Consider the following 14,926-nt stretch of genomic DNA (forward strand, 5'->3'; position numbering starts at 1 on the left):
TTTATAGCGTTGGTAGCGTTCGTATGGTCGATTGCGCGCGTTCCTTGAAGGCTGCGGCTAGATCGGTCATGGAGAAAACCCTTATAGGAAGCGGTCTTCACAGGCTTTACCGCGCAGCCACCGATGCAGAATACAAAGCCATATATTTGTTCCGATTGCTCTAGGACAATTATTTTTCAAGGAGCTTTTGCGCCACTATTGCGCATGAGTCAAGCGCACGAGGAGTGGAAATTGAATCAGCGATGGCGCGAGGCCGTACGCACCGTGCAAGGCGTACAGTCGAAATACAAGCGGCTCGTCAAGGCGATGGCGCTGGATATCGAGAACGGCACACTGGCTTCAGGCGCACGCTTGCCGCCGCAACGCGAGGTCGCGGCGGACCTGGAAATCAGCGTGCAGACGGTCACCAATGCCTATAAAGAACTCGAGCGCCAGGGGCTGATTCGCTGTGAAGTCGGGCGCGGCAGCTTCGTCGCGGCGCGCGTGACGGAGACCATGTCCAACTACATGCTCGATACGGCCGAGCGCTCCGTGGTCGACTTTTCGATTGCGCGTATCGTCCATACGCCCGAACACGATGCAATGTGGCGCAAGGTCTGCGCGACGCTTGCAACCATCGAGGATCAGCCCTGGATACGCGCGTTTCGTCCGATTGCGGGTTTCGAGCATCATCGGCAAGCGGGTGTTGCTTGGCTCGAATCGCTCAACATGCCTGCGACCGCTGAGACGCTCCTTGTCACGAATGGTGCTGCGCACGGCATCTTTCTGGCGCTTGCTTCCATTGTCGGACCGGGCGATACCGTGCTCTGCGAGAGCCTCACCGATCACGGCGTCATAGGCTCCGCAAACGTGCTCGGCTTCACGCTCAAGGGACTGGAAATCGACGAACATGGCATACGTCCCGAACATTTCGAGGAAATGTGCGACAGCGAGCGCGTAAGCGCACTGGTCTGCACACCGACGCTCAATAATCCCACGGTCGCCATCTTGACCGACTCGCGCCGGCGCGCGATTGCGCGCATTGCAGAGCGATACGGCGTGTATGTCATCGAAGACGATGTCTACGGCGCGTTGCCCGCCAAGGCGCAGACGCCGATAGCAAGCCTGATCCCCGAACTGGCGTTCTATTGCACGAGCATGACGAAGTCAGTGTTAAGCGGCTTGCGCACGGGCTTCATGACCGTGCCACGGCGTCTTGCCTTGCGCGCGGAAAGCGTGTTGCGCGTATCGAGCTGGATGGCGACCTCGCCGATAGCCGAAGTCACCGCACGCTGGATCATGGATGGCACGGCGCAACGTCTCGTGCAGATACAACGCGAACGGCTTTCGATGCGTCAGGGTGTCGTGCGTGAAGTGCTGGGAGAATATGTGCTCGGCAGCCATCCGAACGCGCTCTCTGCGTGGCTGCGCGTGCCGGATGAATGGGAAGCGGAACGTATCACGCGCGAACTGCGCAACCGCAATATCGCGGTGACATCGCCCGATCCGTTTCTCGTGCGCGGCGCTGAGCGGCCCAATGCGGTGCGTCTGTGCGTGGGCGCCGAAGTGGGCGAGGCGAGCTTTCGCACGGCCATAGAGACCATTCGCGAAGTCTTCGAGCAATTTCCGCACGTGCACGACTTCAACTAATCTCGCATGCGCGGAAATGAACTAGGACAATTCAAAACGATTTTTTAGGACATTAGACTCGGTTGCATCGACACTTGCTCAATGCAATCGCGCCATGTCCGCACTCACGCTCGACGATGTTTATCGCGCACGCCAACGCATCGAAGGGCGTGTGCTCGTCACGCCGCTCGTGCAGTCGGCGACACTCTCGGGCGTTGTAGACGCACCTGTCTACCTCAAACTCGAAACGCTTCAGCCTACCGGCAGCTTCAAGTTGCGCGGCGCGACCAACGCATTGGCGCAACTCGCGGAAGCAGGGTGCAAGCGTGTCGTGACGGCATCGACGGGTAATCATGGCCGTGCGGTCGCGCATGCGGCGCGCGCGCTGGGTATCGAGGCCGCAGTGTGCATGTCATCGCTTGTGCCAGTGAACAAGGTGGATGCGGTCGCGGCGCTCGGCGCGCGCGTCGTGATTGCAGGCAAGAGCCAGGACGATGCACAAGTCGAAGCGCAACGCCTGGTGCGCGAAGAAGGCTATGCGTTCGTACCGCCTTTCGACGATGCGCGCGTCATTGCAGGGCAGGGCACCATCGGTCTGGAGATTATCGAAGCGCTTCCCGATGTATGGGCTATCGTCGTGCCCCTGTCGGGCGGCGGTCTTTTCAGCGGCGTGGCATTCGCGGCAAAAGGCTTGAGGCCAGGCATCGAAATGATCGGCGTATCCATGCAACGCGGCGCCGCCATGCATGCGAGCCTCGAGGCGGGCAAACCCGTTCTCGTCGATGAACTCGAAACGCTGGCGGATTCGCTCGGCGGCGGTATCGGTCTCGACAACCAGCATACGTTCGCGATGACACGTGAACTGATCGATCGCATGGTGCTCCTCGATGAGCGTTCGATTGCTCGCGGCATTGCACATGCATATAGCGAAGAGCGGCTCGTGGTGGAGGGCGCAGCGGCCGTCGGCATCGCGGCTGTGCTGGATGGTGCCATCAGGCCGCGTGAAGGTGGGCCAGTGGTTATCGTCGTGAGCGGTTGCAACATCGATATCGATACGCACCGCCGCCTGATTGGAGCGCTTTGATGACGTCTTCAATCGATCGTTCCACCATCTTGCTAGGCGAAGCGGAGCTGCGCGAACTCGTGCCGCTCGACCTCGATGCGATCGCACAGATCGAAGCTGCCTTCCGTTCGCTTGCGACAGAAGCGGTGGCGATGCCGCCGATTCTTCGCCTCGACATTCCCGAACACGCTGGCGAAGTCGACATAAAAACCGCTTATTTGCCGGGTCTTCTGAGTTTTGCGATCAAGGTTAGTCCTGGCTTCTTCAACAATCCCTCTCTGGGTTTGCCGAGCTTGAACGGTCTCATGCTCGTGCTTTCGGCGCGCACGGGACTGACGCAAGCCGTGCTGCTCGACAACGGCTATCTCACGGCGGTACGCACGGCGGCAGCGGGTGCTGTCGCCGCACGCTGGCTCGCAAGACATGGCGCCAAACGCGTGGCGATCATCGGTGCGGGCGAACAGGCGCGCCTTCAACTCAAAGCGTTGCGACTGGTACGCGACATCGATCACGTGACCGTGTGGGCACGCGACGGCAAGCGCGCGTTGCACTACGCGCGCGATTGTGAAGCGGCGGGCCTTGAATGCGCTGTCGCCGATAGCGTGAGCCACGCGCTCAGGCATGCGGATATCGCCATCACCACGACACCCAGCCGCGAGCCGTTGATTCACGCCCGCGATCTTCATGCGGGCTTGCATATCACCGCGATGGGTTCGGATGCCGAGCACAAGAACGAGATTGCGCCAGACGTGTTCGAGGCGGCGCGCTACGTGTGCGACCGCTTGCAGCAAACGCGTGTGCTTGGCGAACTGCATCACGCGATAAGCGCAGGGGTTATCGCCGCCGATGCATCGTTCGCCGAATTGGGACAGATCATCGCGCAGCAAGTGCAAGGCCGCATGAGCGATGACGACATCACCGTATGCGATCTCACCGGCACCGGCGCGCAGGACACGGCCATTGCAGCACTTGCGTTTGCAAGAGCACGCGCGACGCGTGCAGGAAGCATCTTTCACAACGATGTGACGCTTTGACAGAGGGGACGATGTCCGAAATCAAGCAAGAGAAGCGAGGCGAAGCGCCGGTCGTGCGCTTGCCGTTCGATCGCGGCGAGTACGACGCGCGCATGGCGAAGACGCGACGCGCAATGGAGAAAGCAGGTATCGACCTGATGATCGTGACGGACCCGACCAACATGGCATGGCTCACCGGTTACGACGGCTGGTCATTCTATGTGCATCAATGCGTGCTGCTTGCCATGGATGGCGAGCCGGTATGGTTCGGTCGCGGGCAAGACGCGAATGGCGCGAAGCGCACGGTGTTCATGGCGCACGAGAATATCGTCGGATATCCGGATCACTACGTGCAGTCTGAGGTTCGTCATCCGATGGACTATCTCTCGACTGAAGTCATCGTCGCGCGCGGATGGGACAAGAAGCATATCGGTGTGGAGATGGACAATTACTACTTCAGTGCGAAGGCATATGCGTCGCTCGTTCAGCACTTGCCCAACGCGAAGTTCAAGGACGCGACCGCGCTCGTCAACTGGCAGCGTGCCGTGAAATCGCCGCGCGAGATCGAATACATGCGTGTGGCGGCGCGCATCGTCGAGAAGATGCACGCGCGCATTCTCGACAAGGTCGAGCCTGGCATGAGGAAGTGCGACCTCGTCGCGCAAATCTATGACGCGGGCATCACGGGCGTCGAAGGCTATGGTGGCGACTATCCCGCTATCGTGCCGCTCTTGCCCACTGGCTCGGATGCAGCGGCGCCGCATCTCACATGGGACGACTCCGCGTTCACTGCGAATGCCGGGACGTTTTTCGAAATCGCCGGATGTTTCAAGCGCTATCACTGTCCGCAATCGCGCACGGTTTATCTCGGCAAACCGCCGCAGCATTTCATCGATGCCGAGAAGGCGGTAGTCGAAGGCATTGAAGCAGGACTCGCCGCTGCGAAGCCGGGCAACAAGACCGAGGACATCGCCAATGCGTTCTTCGCGGTGCTGCGCAAGTCGGGTATCGAGAAGGATAGCCGCTGCGGTTATCCCATCGGTGCGAGTTATCCGCCCGACTGGGGCGAGCGCACCATGAGCTTGCGGCCGGGGGACAAGACGGTCCTCGAACCCGGCATGACGTTTCATTTCATGCCGGGACTATGGCTCGATGACTGGGGTCTCGAGATCACGGAAAGCATCCTAATTACCGATACCGGCGTCGAGACTTTCTGCAATACGCCTCGCAAATTGTTCGTGAAGGAGTAGTACGATGCGCGCGTCACCGATCAGTCCGACCGTCGACTTCGAAGCCGACGGCGAACAACACGGCTTCCTGAAACTGCCGTATTCGCGCAACGATTCGGCGTGGGGTGCGGTAATGATTCCGGTCACGGTCATCAAGCGCGGCGACGGACCGACCGTGTTGCTCACGGGCGGCAATCACGGTGACGAGTATGAAGGGCCGATCGCGTTGTCGAAGCTCGCATCGACGTTGAAGGCCGGCGATATCAATGGCCGCTTGATCGTGGTGCCGTTCATGAATTACCCGGCGTTTCGCGCGGGTACGCGCACGTCGCCCATCGACGCGGGTAATCTCAATCGCAGCTTTCCGGGCCATCCCGATGGCACGGTGACGCAGAAGATAGCCGATTACTTTCAGCGTCATTTGCTGCCCTTGGCGGACTACGTTCTCGACATTCATGCAGGCGGGCGTACGCTCGATTTTCTTCCGTTCGCGGCGACTCACGTGTTGGCGGATGCACGGCAACAGGCTCGCTGCGAAGCCGCCATGCGCGCGTTCGGCGCACCTTATTCAATGCGCATGCTCGAACTCGATAGCGTCGGTTTATACGACAGCGCAGCCGAAGAGGCGGGCAAGGTGTTCGTCTCCACCGAACTCGGTGGCGGCGGTTCATCCACTGCTGCTAGCGTCGCCATCGCGGAACGCGGCGTGTATGGCTTCCTCGCCCATGCGGGCATCACCGACAAAGAAAGCGTGATTGGCGAAGCGCGCACGACCACGCTGCTCGATATGCCCGATGGCGCGTGCTATACGACGAGCGAACATGCGGGCTTGCTGGAAATGTGCCGCGATCTTGGCGACATGGTGGCCGAGGGCGACGTGCTCGCGCGTGTTCATGACATCACGCGCTCTGGCGCGACGCCGGTCGAATATCGCGCAAAGCGTACGGGACTGCTTGCGGCAAGGCACTTTCCTGGCCTCGTACAGACAGGTGACACGGTGGCTGTCGTGGCCGACATCGTCGAACGCAACATACCGGTGACGATCTGACTTGACCAAACTCGACCGATACGATCTGGCTATCTTGCGCATCCTCGCGGGCGACGGACGCATTACGAAGTCGCGTCTGGCGGAGAAGGTGAACCTGTCGATCTCACCTGCATGGGAGCGCGTGAAGCGGCTCGAAGAAAGCGGGATAGTCAAGGGATATCGGGCGAATATCGACTGGACGTCGGCGTTCAAGGGAAGCCGTATCGTCGTGGAGGTTACGCTCTCGCGGCATACCGCGTCAGACATGAGACGCTTCGAAGACCGCGTGCAACAAGCGTCCGAGATCGTGCAGTGCGTGGCGACAGGTGGTGGTGTCGATTACGTGCTGCATGTAGTCGCGCGGGACATAGACCACTACCAGCGCTTCATCGACTCGATGCTGGTCGAGGAACTCGGCATCGAAAAGTACTTCACGTATATCGTGACCAAGGTCATCAAGGACGATTGCGGTGGTCCGCCCGAGTGGGCGCAAGTTTGAGTCGCGAGCATGAAACAGAAAAAACATCAGGCGTGGCAAGCGATAACGAAAAATTCCGCGGCGGCATGAGCTTAAAGTGACTCCATCGAATCCGAGTCAAGAGCGAATCAACCGATAGGAGCGAACATCATGCTGTTAGGACATCCGGTTCTCTTCAAGTCGCTGTGCTATGTCGACGGCCGTTGGGTACATAGCAACAATGCCGCGTCGATCCCGGTGGTCAATCCCGCCGATCAGCAGGTCATCGGGCATGTGCCGATGCTCGAACGCGAACAGATCGTCAGCGCCGTCGGAGCCGCCGACCGCGCGTTTCAAGCTTGGCGCTGGACACCTCTGAAAAAGCGCAGCGCGTTTCTCATGCGCTGGCATGAACTGATCTTGCGTCATCAGTCCGACCTTGCAGGCATTTTGTCGCTGGAGCAAGGCAAGCCGCTCGCCGAAGCGAAGGGCGAGATCGCATATGCCGCGAGCTTTATCGAATGGTTTGCCGACGAAGCAAAACGCCTTACAGGACGCACCATTCCAACGCATATCGATGGCGCGCATCTCGGCACGGTCATGGAGCCAGTCGGCGTTGCGGCGCTCATCACGCCATGGAATTTTCCCGTGGCGATGATCACGCGCAAAGCCGCGGCCGCTATTGCGTCGGGCTGCACGGCTGTCATCAAGCCTGCGCACGAAACGCCTTTTTCAGCGATGGCGCTTGCACAACTCGCGGAAGAGGCGGGCTTTCCCGCAGGCGTATTTAACGTCGTGATCGGCGAGCCGCAGATGACCATGGAAGCGCTCGTGAGCGACACTCGCGTGCGTGCGGTGAGCTTCACCGGTTCGACGCGCGTTGGAGGTCTCGTGGCAAAGGCCGTGGCGCAGGCAGGCATCAAGAAGCTTGCGCTCGAGCTTGGCGGCAATGCGCCGTTCATTGTGACCGAGGACGCAGATCTCGAACATTCGGTGCGCGTTGCGATTGGGGCGAAGTTTCAGACATCGGGTCAGGATTGTTGCGCCGCGAATCGCATCTTCGTGGCGCGCCCCTTGTACGAAGCGTTCGTGCAACGTTATACCGAAGCGGTCAAGGCACTGAAGGTAGGCAGCGCGTTCGAAGCGAATGTCGATGTCGGTCCGCTCATGCATCAGGCCGCTTTCGATGCGACCGTTGCGCGTATCGAAGACGCAAAGGCGCAAGGCGCGCGCATCACTGTTGGCGGCAACGCGCATGAGCTCGGTGGATGGTTCTATGAGCCGACCGTTGTCGCGGATGCTAGAGCTGGCATGCGTATCTACGATGAAGAGAACTTCGCGCCCATCTCCGCGATCTCTCCGTTCGATACGCTCGACGAAGCCGTGACACGCGCCAACGATACGGAATACGGCCTTGCCGCCTATATCTGCGCCACGCGCATCGACACGATCTTTCAATTGGTGCGACGGCTCGACTTCGCAATGGTCTCGGTGAACGGCGTCAAGTTCACGGGCGCGCCCATTCCCTTTGGCGGCATGAAGGCATCGGGTCTCGGCCGCGAAGGTGGCGCGGAGGGCTTCGAACCCTTCGTCGAAACGAAATATTTTTGCTTAGGGAATCTGGGTCTGCCGCTTTCGAGCGCAGCCTGATTCAACCCACGTTAAGAACACGCATAGCGCTTCAAGGAGAAGCACATGAGCCAGGAACAGCATTCGCTTGAACACTTGTTCGCGGAAGATCGCGCGCACTTCATGCATCCGTCCACGCACGCGCACGATCATGCAAGCGGCGCGTTGCCGGGCAAGATCGTGACGGGCGCCAAGGGCATTCGTATCGAAGATCATCAGGGCAAGACTTATATCGATGCATTCGCAGGGCTGTATTGCGTGAACATCGGCTACGGTCGAACCGAAGTGGCCGAAGCCATCTATGAGCAGGCAAAGAAGCTCGCTTACTATCACACTTATGTCGGTCACTCGACCGATGCGATCATCGAGTTGTCGTCGCGCATCGTCGCGTGGTCACCGGAAGGCATGAAGAAGGTGTACTACGGCATGTCCGGGTCCGATGCCAACGAAACGCAGGTCAAGATCGTCTGGTACTACAACAACGTACTGGGTCGCCCGAACAAGAAGAAGATCATCTCGCGCGAACGGGGCTATCATGGCTCGGGCATCGTCACGGGCAGCCTCACTGGCTTGCCGAGCTTTCATCAGCACTTCGACTTGCCGATCGATCGTGTGAAGCATACGGTTTGTCCGCATTGGTATCGAAAGGCACCGGCTGGTATGAGTGAAGCGCAGTTCACCGCATACTGCGTGGAAGAACTCGAGAAGCTGATCGCGAAGGAAGGCGCGGATACCATCGCTGCGTTCATCGCCGAACCGGTCATGGGCACGGGCGGCATCATCGCGCCGCCGGAAGGTTACTGGGATGCTATCCAGCAAGTGCTCAGGAAGCACGACATCCTCTTGATCTCCGATGAAGTCGTGTGCGGCTTCGGACGTCTCGGCTCGAAGATGGGCGCGCAGCATTACAGCATCAAGCCGGATCTCATCACCGTGGCCAAGGGCCTCACGAGCGCTTATGCGCCGCTGTCGGGCGTGATCGTGGGCGAACGTGTATGGGATGTGATCGACAAGGGCTCGCGAGAGCATGGTCCGATGGGACACGGTTGGACCTATTCGGGTCATCCCATTTGCGCGGCTGCTGCACTGGCCAACCTCGACATTCTCGAACGTGAAAACCTCACGCAGAATGCGGCGGAAACGGGAGCTTATCTGCATGCGCAGCTTCACGCGGCATTCGATTCGCATCCGTTAGTGGGCGAAGTACGTGGCGCGGGTATGCTTGCCGCGCTCGAATTCATGGCCGATAAAGACGCGCGCAAACCTTTCGATGCGGCGCTCAAGGTCGGGCCGAAGGTATCGGCAGCGGCTCTGGAGCGCGGTGTGATTGCGCGAGCCATGCCGCACGGCGATATTCTCGGCTTTGCGCCACCGCTCGTCACGACGCGTGCCGAAGTGGATGAGATAGTCGGCATCGTCAAGCAGGCGGTCGACGCGGTGGCTAATGACGTGATCGGATCGACTGTCGCGAGCTGAAGGTTCGAAGTGGAATGCGCGTTGCTCGGGTTGTTGGCACCGACAGTCTTTAACGGGAGCAAGCAATGACGATTAGCGACAGCGAACATAAGAGCACGGATAAGCCGCTTGGCGATGCTGGCAGCGGAGCAAGCGGTGGCGGTTCTATCGGCAATCTGCCGGGTCCCGGTTCAGCGACAGGAGGCGATCCAAAGCAAGGAGTGCGTCAGCCTAATGCGGGAGAGATAGAGCCTGAAAATAGGCGGCTTGACGAAGATCCGCATCAAACGGCGGAAGTGCCTTTGGGTTCAGGCAGCCGACCTGAACCGGCAGGAAAGGGAGGACTTGGCCCACAAAAAAGCGAAGGTGACGGTGCAACGTAGCACGAGTCGCTCAAGCCTTGAAAAGAAAGCGGCCGCTTTGTGCGGCCGTTTTCTGCTTGGCGATTAACGCGTGGCGATGTACATCGTGATTTCAAAGCCAAAGCGCATATCGGTAAAGCTAGGGGTTTCCCATTTCATAAAGCCTCCTTTTGCTAAAGCGGCCAAGCGGTTGCAAGACCGATGCGCGGTTCTAAGCTTGATTTAGCGCCGTGCGAATCCGCGCCCAAAATTCGACGCGCTTTAATCCTAACGCGTCTTAGGCGTCTGCATCATTGGAAATTGCCCGCAAGATCATTTAATTTATTTATAGCGGTCTTGGCCGGTTTCCTGAATCGTCAGGGGATGTACCTACTTTGTCAGGGTCCGTGACGGGGTTCTGCTCTAGCGCTTCTCCGGGCCGAGGGATTACCCTGTCTGCCTCGGACGGCTCGATTTTGTTCAGACGATTGCCGCCGGGTGTACGCGGCTCTTCATGCAAGTCGTTATTTGTTTGCGCGGATGTCATTACGGTTTCCTTTAGTCGCCTTGTCGTTTCGTGAACCAAGTTGATAGAGCAGCAACCGTTGTACCTAAGGTCAGCGTGCGCCAGGCGCACTTGATGCTAGCCGATTGACATGTTTATCCACTCGAAGGAGCGAAGCATGTCAATTGAAGCGGACCGTATTTCCGATCTCGAAGTGAAAGTCGAAGACACGTTGTACATGTTCGATACAAAGGATCGCGCTGACGCGTTCATGCAGTGCCTTGGCAACGACTCGTTGCAGACGTGCACCACTAATCACGCGCCTGTATCGATGCGCGCTATGACGACCGACACCGGCGTGCCGGAAGGTGAACCGGGCAGCATCATCTCGCCCTCGCTTGGCGGCATGCCCTGATCCAATGCTCAAGAATCAGAGAATGGCGCTTGAAGTAGTGCGTGGCGCAAGCGCGCTGCGCGTCAGCGACTCTAGTGGCAAAGGCTTGTCGAAGAAGTAGCCTTGCGCCTGCGCTGCACCCATGTCGCGTAGCACTGCAAGCGTGGCCGCGTCCTCGACGCCTTCGGCGACAAGCGTGAGATCGAGCGACTCGGCCATTCGCACGATAGCTCGCACGATCGCGCGACTGCGAGGGCTTTCGGTCAGTTCGAGAATAAACGACTTGTCGATCTTGAGGCCGCTGAACTGATACTGATGCACATAGCTCAGGGACGAAAAGCCCGCGCCGAAGTCATCCAGTACGACGGACATGCCGTTATCCGCGAGTCTTTGCATGGTGCGGCGCGCAAGATCCGGCTCGGCTACGAGCGCGCCTTCCGTCAGTTCGAGACACACACGCGATGGCGACACGCGATAACGCCTGAGCAGCGCAAGGACATCGTCGGCGAACTCGGGGCGCGTCATGCTATAGCTCGAACAATTGACATGCACGGGCGGCCAGTGCGCAAAGCTGGCATTGGAAAGTATCGCGGCGACGCGTTCCAGCATGTATAAGTCGAGCCGACCGATGAGACGCAGCCCTTCCACTGCAGGCAGAAATTCGCCGGGTGCCACGATACGTCCATCGGGTTGGCGCCAGCGAATCAACGCTTCGAGCGCGACCACTTGGCCACTCCCTACATCGACGATAGGCTGAAAATACGGCAGCAACTCGTCGTCGCGCTTGATCGCGTTACGCAATGCGCCCTCGCGTTCGACCTGATCGGAGACCTGTCGGCGAAGCTCCTGATTGAACACGACGAAGCTGTCGCGGCCCGCGTTCTTGACGCGATACATCGCGGTATCGGCATCGCGCAAAAGATCGGCGGGCTCGGTATGAAACTGCGTGTCCGCGCTCACGATGCCAATGCTGCACGAAGAAAACACCACATGTTCTTCGATATGAAACGGCAGATCGAAAGCCGCGAGGATGCGCTTGGCAATCGCCACCGCGTCGCGTACCGGCGCCTTGGGCGACAGCACTGCGAATTCGTCGCCGCCCAAGCGAGCGAGCAGATCGGTGGAGCGCAGACAATCGCGCAGGCGCGCGGCGGCCTGCACCAGCAACATGTCTCCGAAATGATGACCCAGGCTGTCGTTCACCACCTTGAAGCGATCGAGGTCGATGAACATCACCGAGAGCTCATCGCCGCGTGTCTGGTAGTCGTGCCATGCACCACGCAGCCGATGCATCAGATGACTGCGGTTGGGCAGGCCGGTCAATGCATCGTGCGAATTCTCGTACAGCAGACGCGCGTTGACATCGTCGAGTTCACGCGTACGGGCCTGCACACGGGCTTCGAGCTCGAGGTTGGCTGCATGCAATGCTTCGGCATCGCGGCGGCGCGAGAGGGCGGTATCGATATGGCGCGATACGAAGGTCAGCAACTCCTGATCGCGCTGCGAATAGCGCACGAGCGGCGAGTAACTTTGCACCGCGAGCACGCCGCGCACGACATCGCCATCGAACAGCGGAATGCCGAGCCACGAGCGCAGGCGCACGTCGTCGTGATCGGTTTCGAACGCCCCTTCCGCGATGAGACGCAGCGCTTCCTGATGATCGATGAGACGCGCGCGGCGTTCGCGAATCACATACTCGGTGAGCCCACGCTGGCCGCGACGCGGCTCGGGCCGCTCCTGCACGATCTCATCGACGTAATAGGGAAACGAGACTTCGCATGTTTCGGTTTCGAAGAGCGCCACATAAAAATTGCGCGCATAGAGCAGCTCGCCGACGATGCCATGCAGACTGCGAAAGAACTCCATCATGTCGCCGGGCCGGCTCGACAATTCCGCGATCTGATAGAGCGCTGCTTGCAGATGTTCGGAACGCTCGCGCTCGGCAATGCCATGTCGCAAAGCAGCGTTGAGCTTCGACAACTCGGAGGTTCGGCGGGCGACCTGTTCTTCCAGATCCGCGCGATGCAGGATACGGTCGAGCGCCATTGCGACGTGACGCGCCACGACTAAAAACAGCGCGCGGTCCTCGGCGGTGTACATGCGCGAGACGTCATAGACCTGCATGGCCAGCATGCCGAAGACTTCGTCGGACGCATTCTTGAGCGGCGCGCCCATCCAGAACTCGGGGCGATCGCCGATGCAATAGAAACGCTCCGCGCGTTCGGCGGCGCAGATGTCGGCTGCGGTCACGAAGAGCGGCTGCTCGCTCGTGAGCACTTGCCCTGTCATCGAAAGACGCTTGGGATCGAGAATGTCGTAGTTCTCGGCGGCGACCACGTCCGTGTCGATCACATCGACGTAATACGGATAGGTGATCTTGCCGGTCTTGCGGTCGTAGAGCGCGAGGTAGAAGTTCTCGGCGTCGATGAGCGTGCCGAGACGCTCGTGCACGCAACGCAGAAAGTCCGCGCGCTCGGGCACCGAACTGGCGAGATACGCGATCTCATACAACACGCGTTGCGTGAGTTGCGCGCGCGCGAGGACATCGGCCTGCACGCGTTCACCAAGTGCGCGCGCGAGTTCAGCGAGATGTGCATTGTCGCTGTATGCCACCGGCGCGAGCAGCCAGCCGAGCACGCTTTCGCCGCGGCCGGTCGGCCATGCATGCCAGCCGTGCGCGGCGCAGGCTTTCGCGAGGCGGTCCTCAGCGATGTCGCTTGGCCACGCTGGTATGCAAAATTCATTGCCCTGGCGTTCAAGATGCAATTGCTCCCCCGCGCGATACCAAGCCCATGTGTTGGGGCAAGCGGACGCGGCAGTGTCCCGCAGCAAGGCGTCGATGGACGGTGCGATGTTCGCCGGCGCGGCATCGTCCGCGCCAGCGTCGGTCACGTCTTCCTGTGCGGCCTGAGCCGCCTGCAGTGGCGCGTTATACGCGGAAAACACACTCATCGGCGCTCCAGGCCCTCAGGCCGCCTCGTCGGACGGTTGGTTAAGCAAAGCGGCTCGCGCACGGTTGCCCGAAGCGCCTCATGCAATCGCTCTTACTCTGGTATCGGCAGCGAGCATACAGCCTTGAGCATGGATGACAAAAAAAGCAGCAGGATTGGCTTTTGCATGCACTTTATGCCGATACCGCCGCGCGGGCGAAGCGCTCGCGGTAAGTCTGAGGCGCAACCCCGAGTGCGCGCACGAAGCCGCGTCGCATGGTTTCTTCCGAACCGAAGCCGCAGCGTGCCGCAATGCGCTTGACCGGCAGGTCCGTGTCGCCCAGCATACGGCGCGCGGCTTCCAGCCGCATTTGTTCGATGGCGCGAGCAGGCGTTGCGCCGGTCTGCGCCCGGTAATGACGCACGAAGCTGCGCTCGCTCATGCCGACGCGCGCCGCCAGCGTTCCGATGGATAAATTGCATGCAAGATTCTCCGCGATCCACGCATGCAATTCGCCGAAGCGTTCGCCCGAGTCCTTCTGCAGCGAAAGCGCGGCGCTGAACTGCGCCTGCCCGCCGGGGCGCTTCAGAAACACGACGAGATGACGCGCGACATCGAGCGCGAGCGCGCGTCCGAGATCATCTTCGACGAGCGCAAGCGCCAGGTCGATTCCCGCTGTCACGCCCGCGGAGGTCCAGAGATCGCCGTCGCGGATGAAGATGGGATCGGACTCGACCCGCACCGCCGGAAAGCGGCTCGCGAGCTCGGCGCAGCGCGTCCAGTGCGTGACGGCGCGGCGTTCGTCCAGCAGGCCGGTCGCCGCAAGCAGAAAGGCGCCGGTACACACCGATGCCGTGCGGCGCGCATGAGCGGACCGCGCGCGCACCCAGTCGACCAGCGTGCGGTCGCGCAGCGCTTCATGCACGCCCCAGCCGCCCGCGATGACGAGCGTGTCGCACGGCTCGCGCGCATCGGGCAGCGCTTCGCCGATCAGCCCTAGTCCCGCCGATGCTGTCACCGTGCCGCCCGGCGCGACGACTCTCGCGCGATAAGGGCGTGGCATGCCGGCCTCGCGCGCCAGTTCGTTCGCGGACGCGAACACCTGCAAGGGACCGGCGACATCGAGCAACTGGACGTCGGGAAAGGCGAGTATGTCGATGATGCGTGGCTTCGGCGATGACATGATAGCTAGGGCGCTTGGCGTAAAAGGTGGGGCGATCGACCATCTCGCCATAGCGTAGCGGCGTAGGATGCATTCGTCCACCTTCATTCTT

The 14,926-nt window shown here is 60.2% G+C and carries 13 protein-coding genes; 10 read left to right on the top strand and 3 right to left on the bottom strand.

Going from position 1 to position 14,926, the window contains the following annotated elements; genetic code table 11:
• Positions 1–204: 204 nt before the first annotated feature.
• From LDZ28_RS16455 to LDZ28_RS16495, 9 genes are all read left to right on the top strand, one after another.
• Positions 205–1,629 carry a PLP-dependent aminotransferase family protein gene (locus LDZ28_RS16455; RefSeq protein ID WP_244829457.1) on the top strand — a complete coding sequence of 475 codons (1,425 nt, stop codon included), beginning with the start codon at positions 205–207 and terminating at the stop codon, positions 1,627–1,629.
• A 94-nt stretch (positions 1,630–1,723) separates the two neighbouring features.
• Positions 1,724–2,692 carry a hydroxyectoine utilization dehydratase EutB gene (eutB, locus tag LDZ28_RS16460; RefSeq protein WP_244829458.1) on the top strand — a complete coding sequence of 323 codons (969 nt, stop codon included), beginning with the start codon at positions 1,724–1,726 and terminating at the stop codon, positions 2,690–2,692.
• A complete protein-coding gene (locus LDZ28_RS16465; RefSeq protein WP_244829459.1) occupies positions 2,692–3,705 on the top strand; it encodes a cyclodeaminase in 1,014 nt (337 codons plus the stop codon). The genes eutB and LDZ28_RS16465 overlap by 1 nt, the downstream gene beginning before the upstream one ends.
• Positions 3,706–3,716: 11 nt before the next feature.
• The gene (doeA, locus tag LDZ28_RS16470) at positions 3,717–4,934 is read left to right on the top strand and encodes an ectoine hydrolase DoeA (RefSeq protein ID WP_244829460.1); all 1,218 of its coding nucleotides are present in this window, start codon (positions 3,717–3,719) and stop codon (positions 4,932–4,934) included.
• Between the two features lie 4 nt (positions 4,935–4,938).
• Positions 4,939–5,961 carry a N(2)-acetyl-L-2,4-diaminobutanoate deacetylase DoeB gene (doeB, locus tag LDZ28_RS16475; RefSeq protein WP_244829461.1) on the top strand — a complete coding sequence of 341 codons (1,023 nt, stop codon included), beginning with the start codon at positions 4,939–4,941 and terminating at the stop codon, positions 5,959–5,961.
• Between the two features lies 1 nt (position 5,962).
• Positions 5,963–6,439, top strand: a complete 477-nt coding sequence (locus LDZ28_RS16480) for an Lrp/AsnC family transcriptional regulator (RefSeq protein WP_244829462.1) — start codon at positions 5,963–5,965, stop codon at positions 6,437–6,439.
• A 129-nt stretch (positions 6,440–6,568) separates the two neighbouring features.
• The gene (locus tag LDZ28_RS16485) at positions 6,569–8,047 is read left to right on the top strand and encodes an NAD-dependent succinate-semialdehyde dehydrogenase (protein WP_244829463.1); all 1,479 of its coding nucleotides are present in this window, start codon (positions 6,569–6,571) and stop codon (positions 8,045–8,047) included.
• 45 nt (positions 8,048–8,092) lie between these two features.
• Positions 8,093–9,502: an aspartate aminotransferase family protein gene (locus LDZ28_RS16490; protein WP_244829464.1), complete on the top strand. Its 1,410-nt coding sequence runs from the start codon at positions 8,093–8,095 to the stop codon at positions 9,500–9,502.
• A gap of 65 nt (positions 9,503–9,567) precedes the next feature.
• Complete coding sequence (locus LDZ28_RS16495) at positions 9,568–9,864, top strand: hypothetical protein (protein WP_244829465.1); 297 nt, start codon at positions 9,568–9,570, stop codon at positions 9,862–9,864.
• A gap of 63 nt (positions 9,865–9,927) precedes the next feature.
• Here the strand turns inward: LDZ28_RS16495 and pqqA are convergent, their stop codons facing one another.
• Positions 9,928–10,002: a pyrroloquinoline quinone precursor peptide PqqA gene (gene pqqA / locus LDZ28_RS32775; RefSeq protein WP_008353049.1), complete on the bottom strand. Its 75-nt coding sequence runs from the start codon at positions 10,000–10,002 to the stop codon at positions 9,928–9,930.
• 503 nt (positions 10,003–10,505) lie between these two features.
• On the opposite strand from pqqA, the gene LDZ28_RS16505 reads away from it, so the two are divergent.
• The gene (locus LDZ28_RS16505) at positions 10,506–10,742 is read left to right on the top strand and encodes a hypothetical protein (protein WP_244829466.1); all 237 of its coding nucleotides are present in this window, start codon (positions 10,506–10,508) and stop codon (positions 10,740–10,742) included.
• A 15-nt stretch (positions 10,743–10,757) separates the two neighbouring features.
• Here LDZ28_RS16505 and LDZ28_RS16510 read toward each other — a convergent pair whose 3' ends face one another.
• Positions 10,758–13,673, bottom strand: coding sequence for an EAL domain-containing protein (locus LDZ28_RS16510; protein ID WP_244829467.1), 2,916 nt, complete (start codon positions 13,671–13,673; stop codon positions 10,758–10,760).
• A gap of 172 nt (positions 13,674–13,845) precedes the next feature.
• The gene (locus LDZ28_RS16515) at positions 13,846–14,835 is read right to left on the bottom strand and encodes a GlxA family transcriptional regulator (RefSeq protein WP_244829468.1); all 990 of its coding nucleotides are present in this window, start codon (positions 14,833–14,835) and stop codon (positions 13,846–13,848) included.
• Positions 14,836–14,926: the final 91 nt, after the last annotated feature.

The sequence above is a fragment of the Caballeronia sp. TF1N1 genome (assembly GCF_022878925.1).
Lineage (GTDB): Bacteria > Pseudomonadota > Gammaproteobacteria > Burkholderiales > Burkholderiaceae > Caballeronia.

What these genes read in the sequence shown, in the direction of transcription:
- LDZ28_RS16455 (WP_244829457.1), top strand. Translation starts at nt 205, where the DNA reads ATGAGTCAAGCGCACGAGGAGTGGAAATTGAATCAGCGATGGCGCGAG.
- eutB (WP_244829458.1), top strand. Translation starts at nt 1,724, where the DNA reads ATGTCCGCACTCACGCTCGACGATGTTTATCGCGCACGCCAACGCATC.
- LDZ28_RS16465 (WP_244829459.1), top strand. Translation starts at nt 2,692, where the DNA reads ATGACGTCTTCAATCGATCGTTCCACCATCTTGCTAGGCGAAGCGGAG.
- doeA (WP_244829460.1), top strand. Translation starts at nt 3,717, where the DNA reads ATGTCCGAAATCAAGCAAGAGAAGCGAGGCGAAGCGCCGGTCGTGCGC.
- doeB (WP_244829461.1), top strand. Translation starts at nt 4,939, where the DNA reads ATGCGCGCGTCACCGATCAGTCCGACCGTCGACTTCGAAGCCGACGGC.
- LDZ28_RS16485 (WP_244829463.1), top strand. Translation starts at nt 6,569, where the DNA reads ATGCTGTTAGGACATCCGGTTCTCTTCAAGTCGCTGTGCTATGTCGAC.
- LDZ28_RS16490 (WP_244829464.1), top strand. Translation starts at nt 8,093, where the DNA reads ATGAGCCAGGAACAGCATTCGCTTGAACACTTGTTCGCGGAAGATCGC.
- LDZ28_RS16495 (WP_244829465.1), top strand. Translation starts at nt 9,568, where the DNA reads ATGACGATTAGCGACAGCGAACATAAGAGCACGGATAAGCCGCTTGGC.
- LDZ28_RS16505 (WP_244829466.1), top strand. Translation starts at nt 10,506, where the DNA reads ATGTCAATTGAAGCGGACCGTATTTCCGATCTCGAAGTGAAAGTCGAA.
- LDZ28_RS16510 (WP_244829467.1), bottom strand. Translation starts at nt 13,673, where the DNA reads ATGAGTGTGTTTTCCGCGTATAACGCGCCACTGCAGGCGGCTCAGGCC.
- LDZ28_RS16515 (WP_244829468.1), bottom strand. Translation starts at nt 14,835, where the DNA reads ATGTCATCGCCGAAGCCACGCATCATCGACATACTCGCCTTTCCCGAC.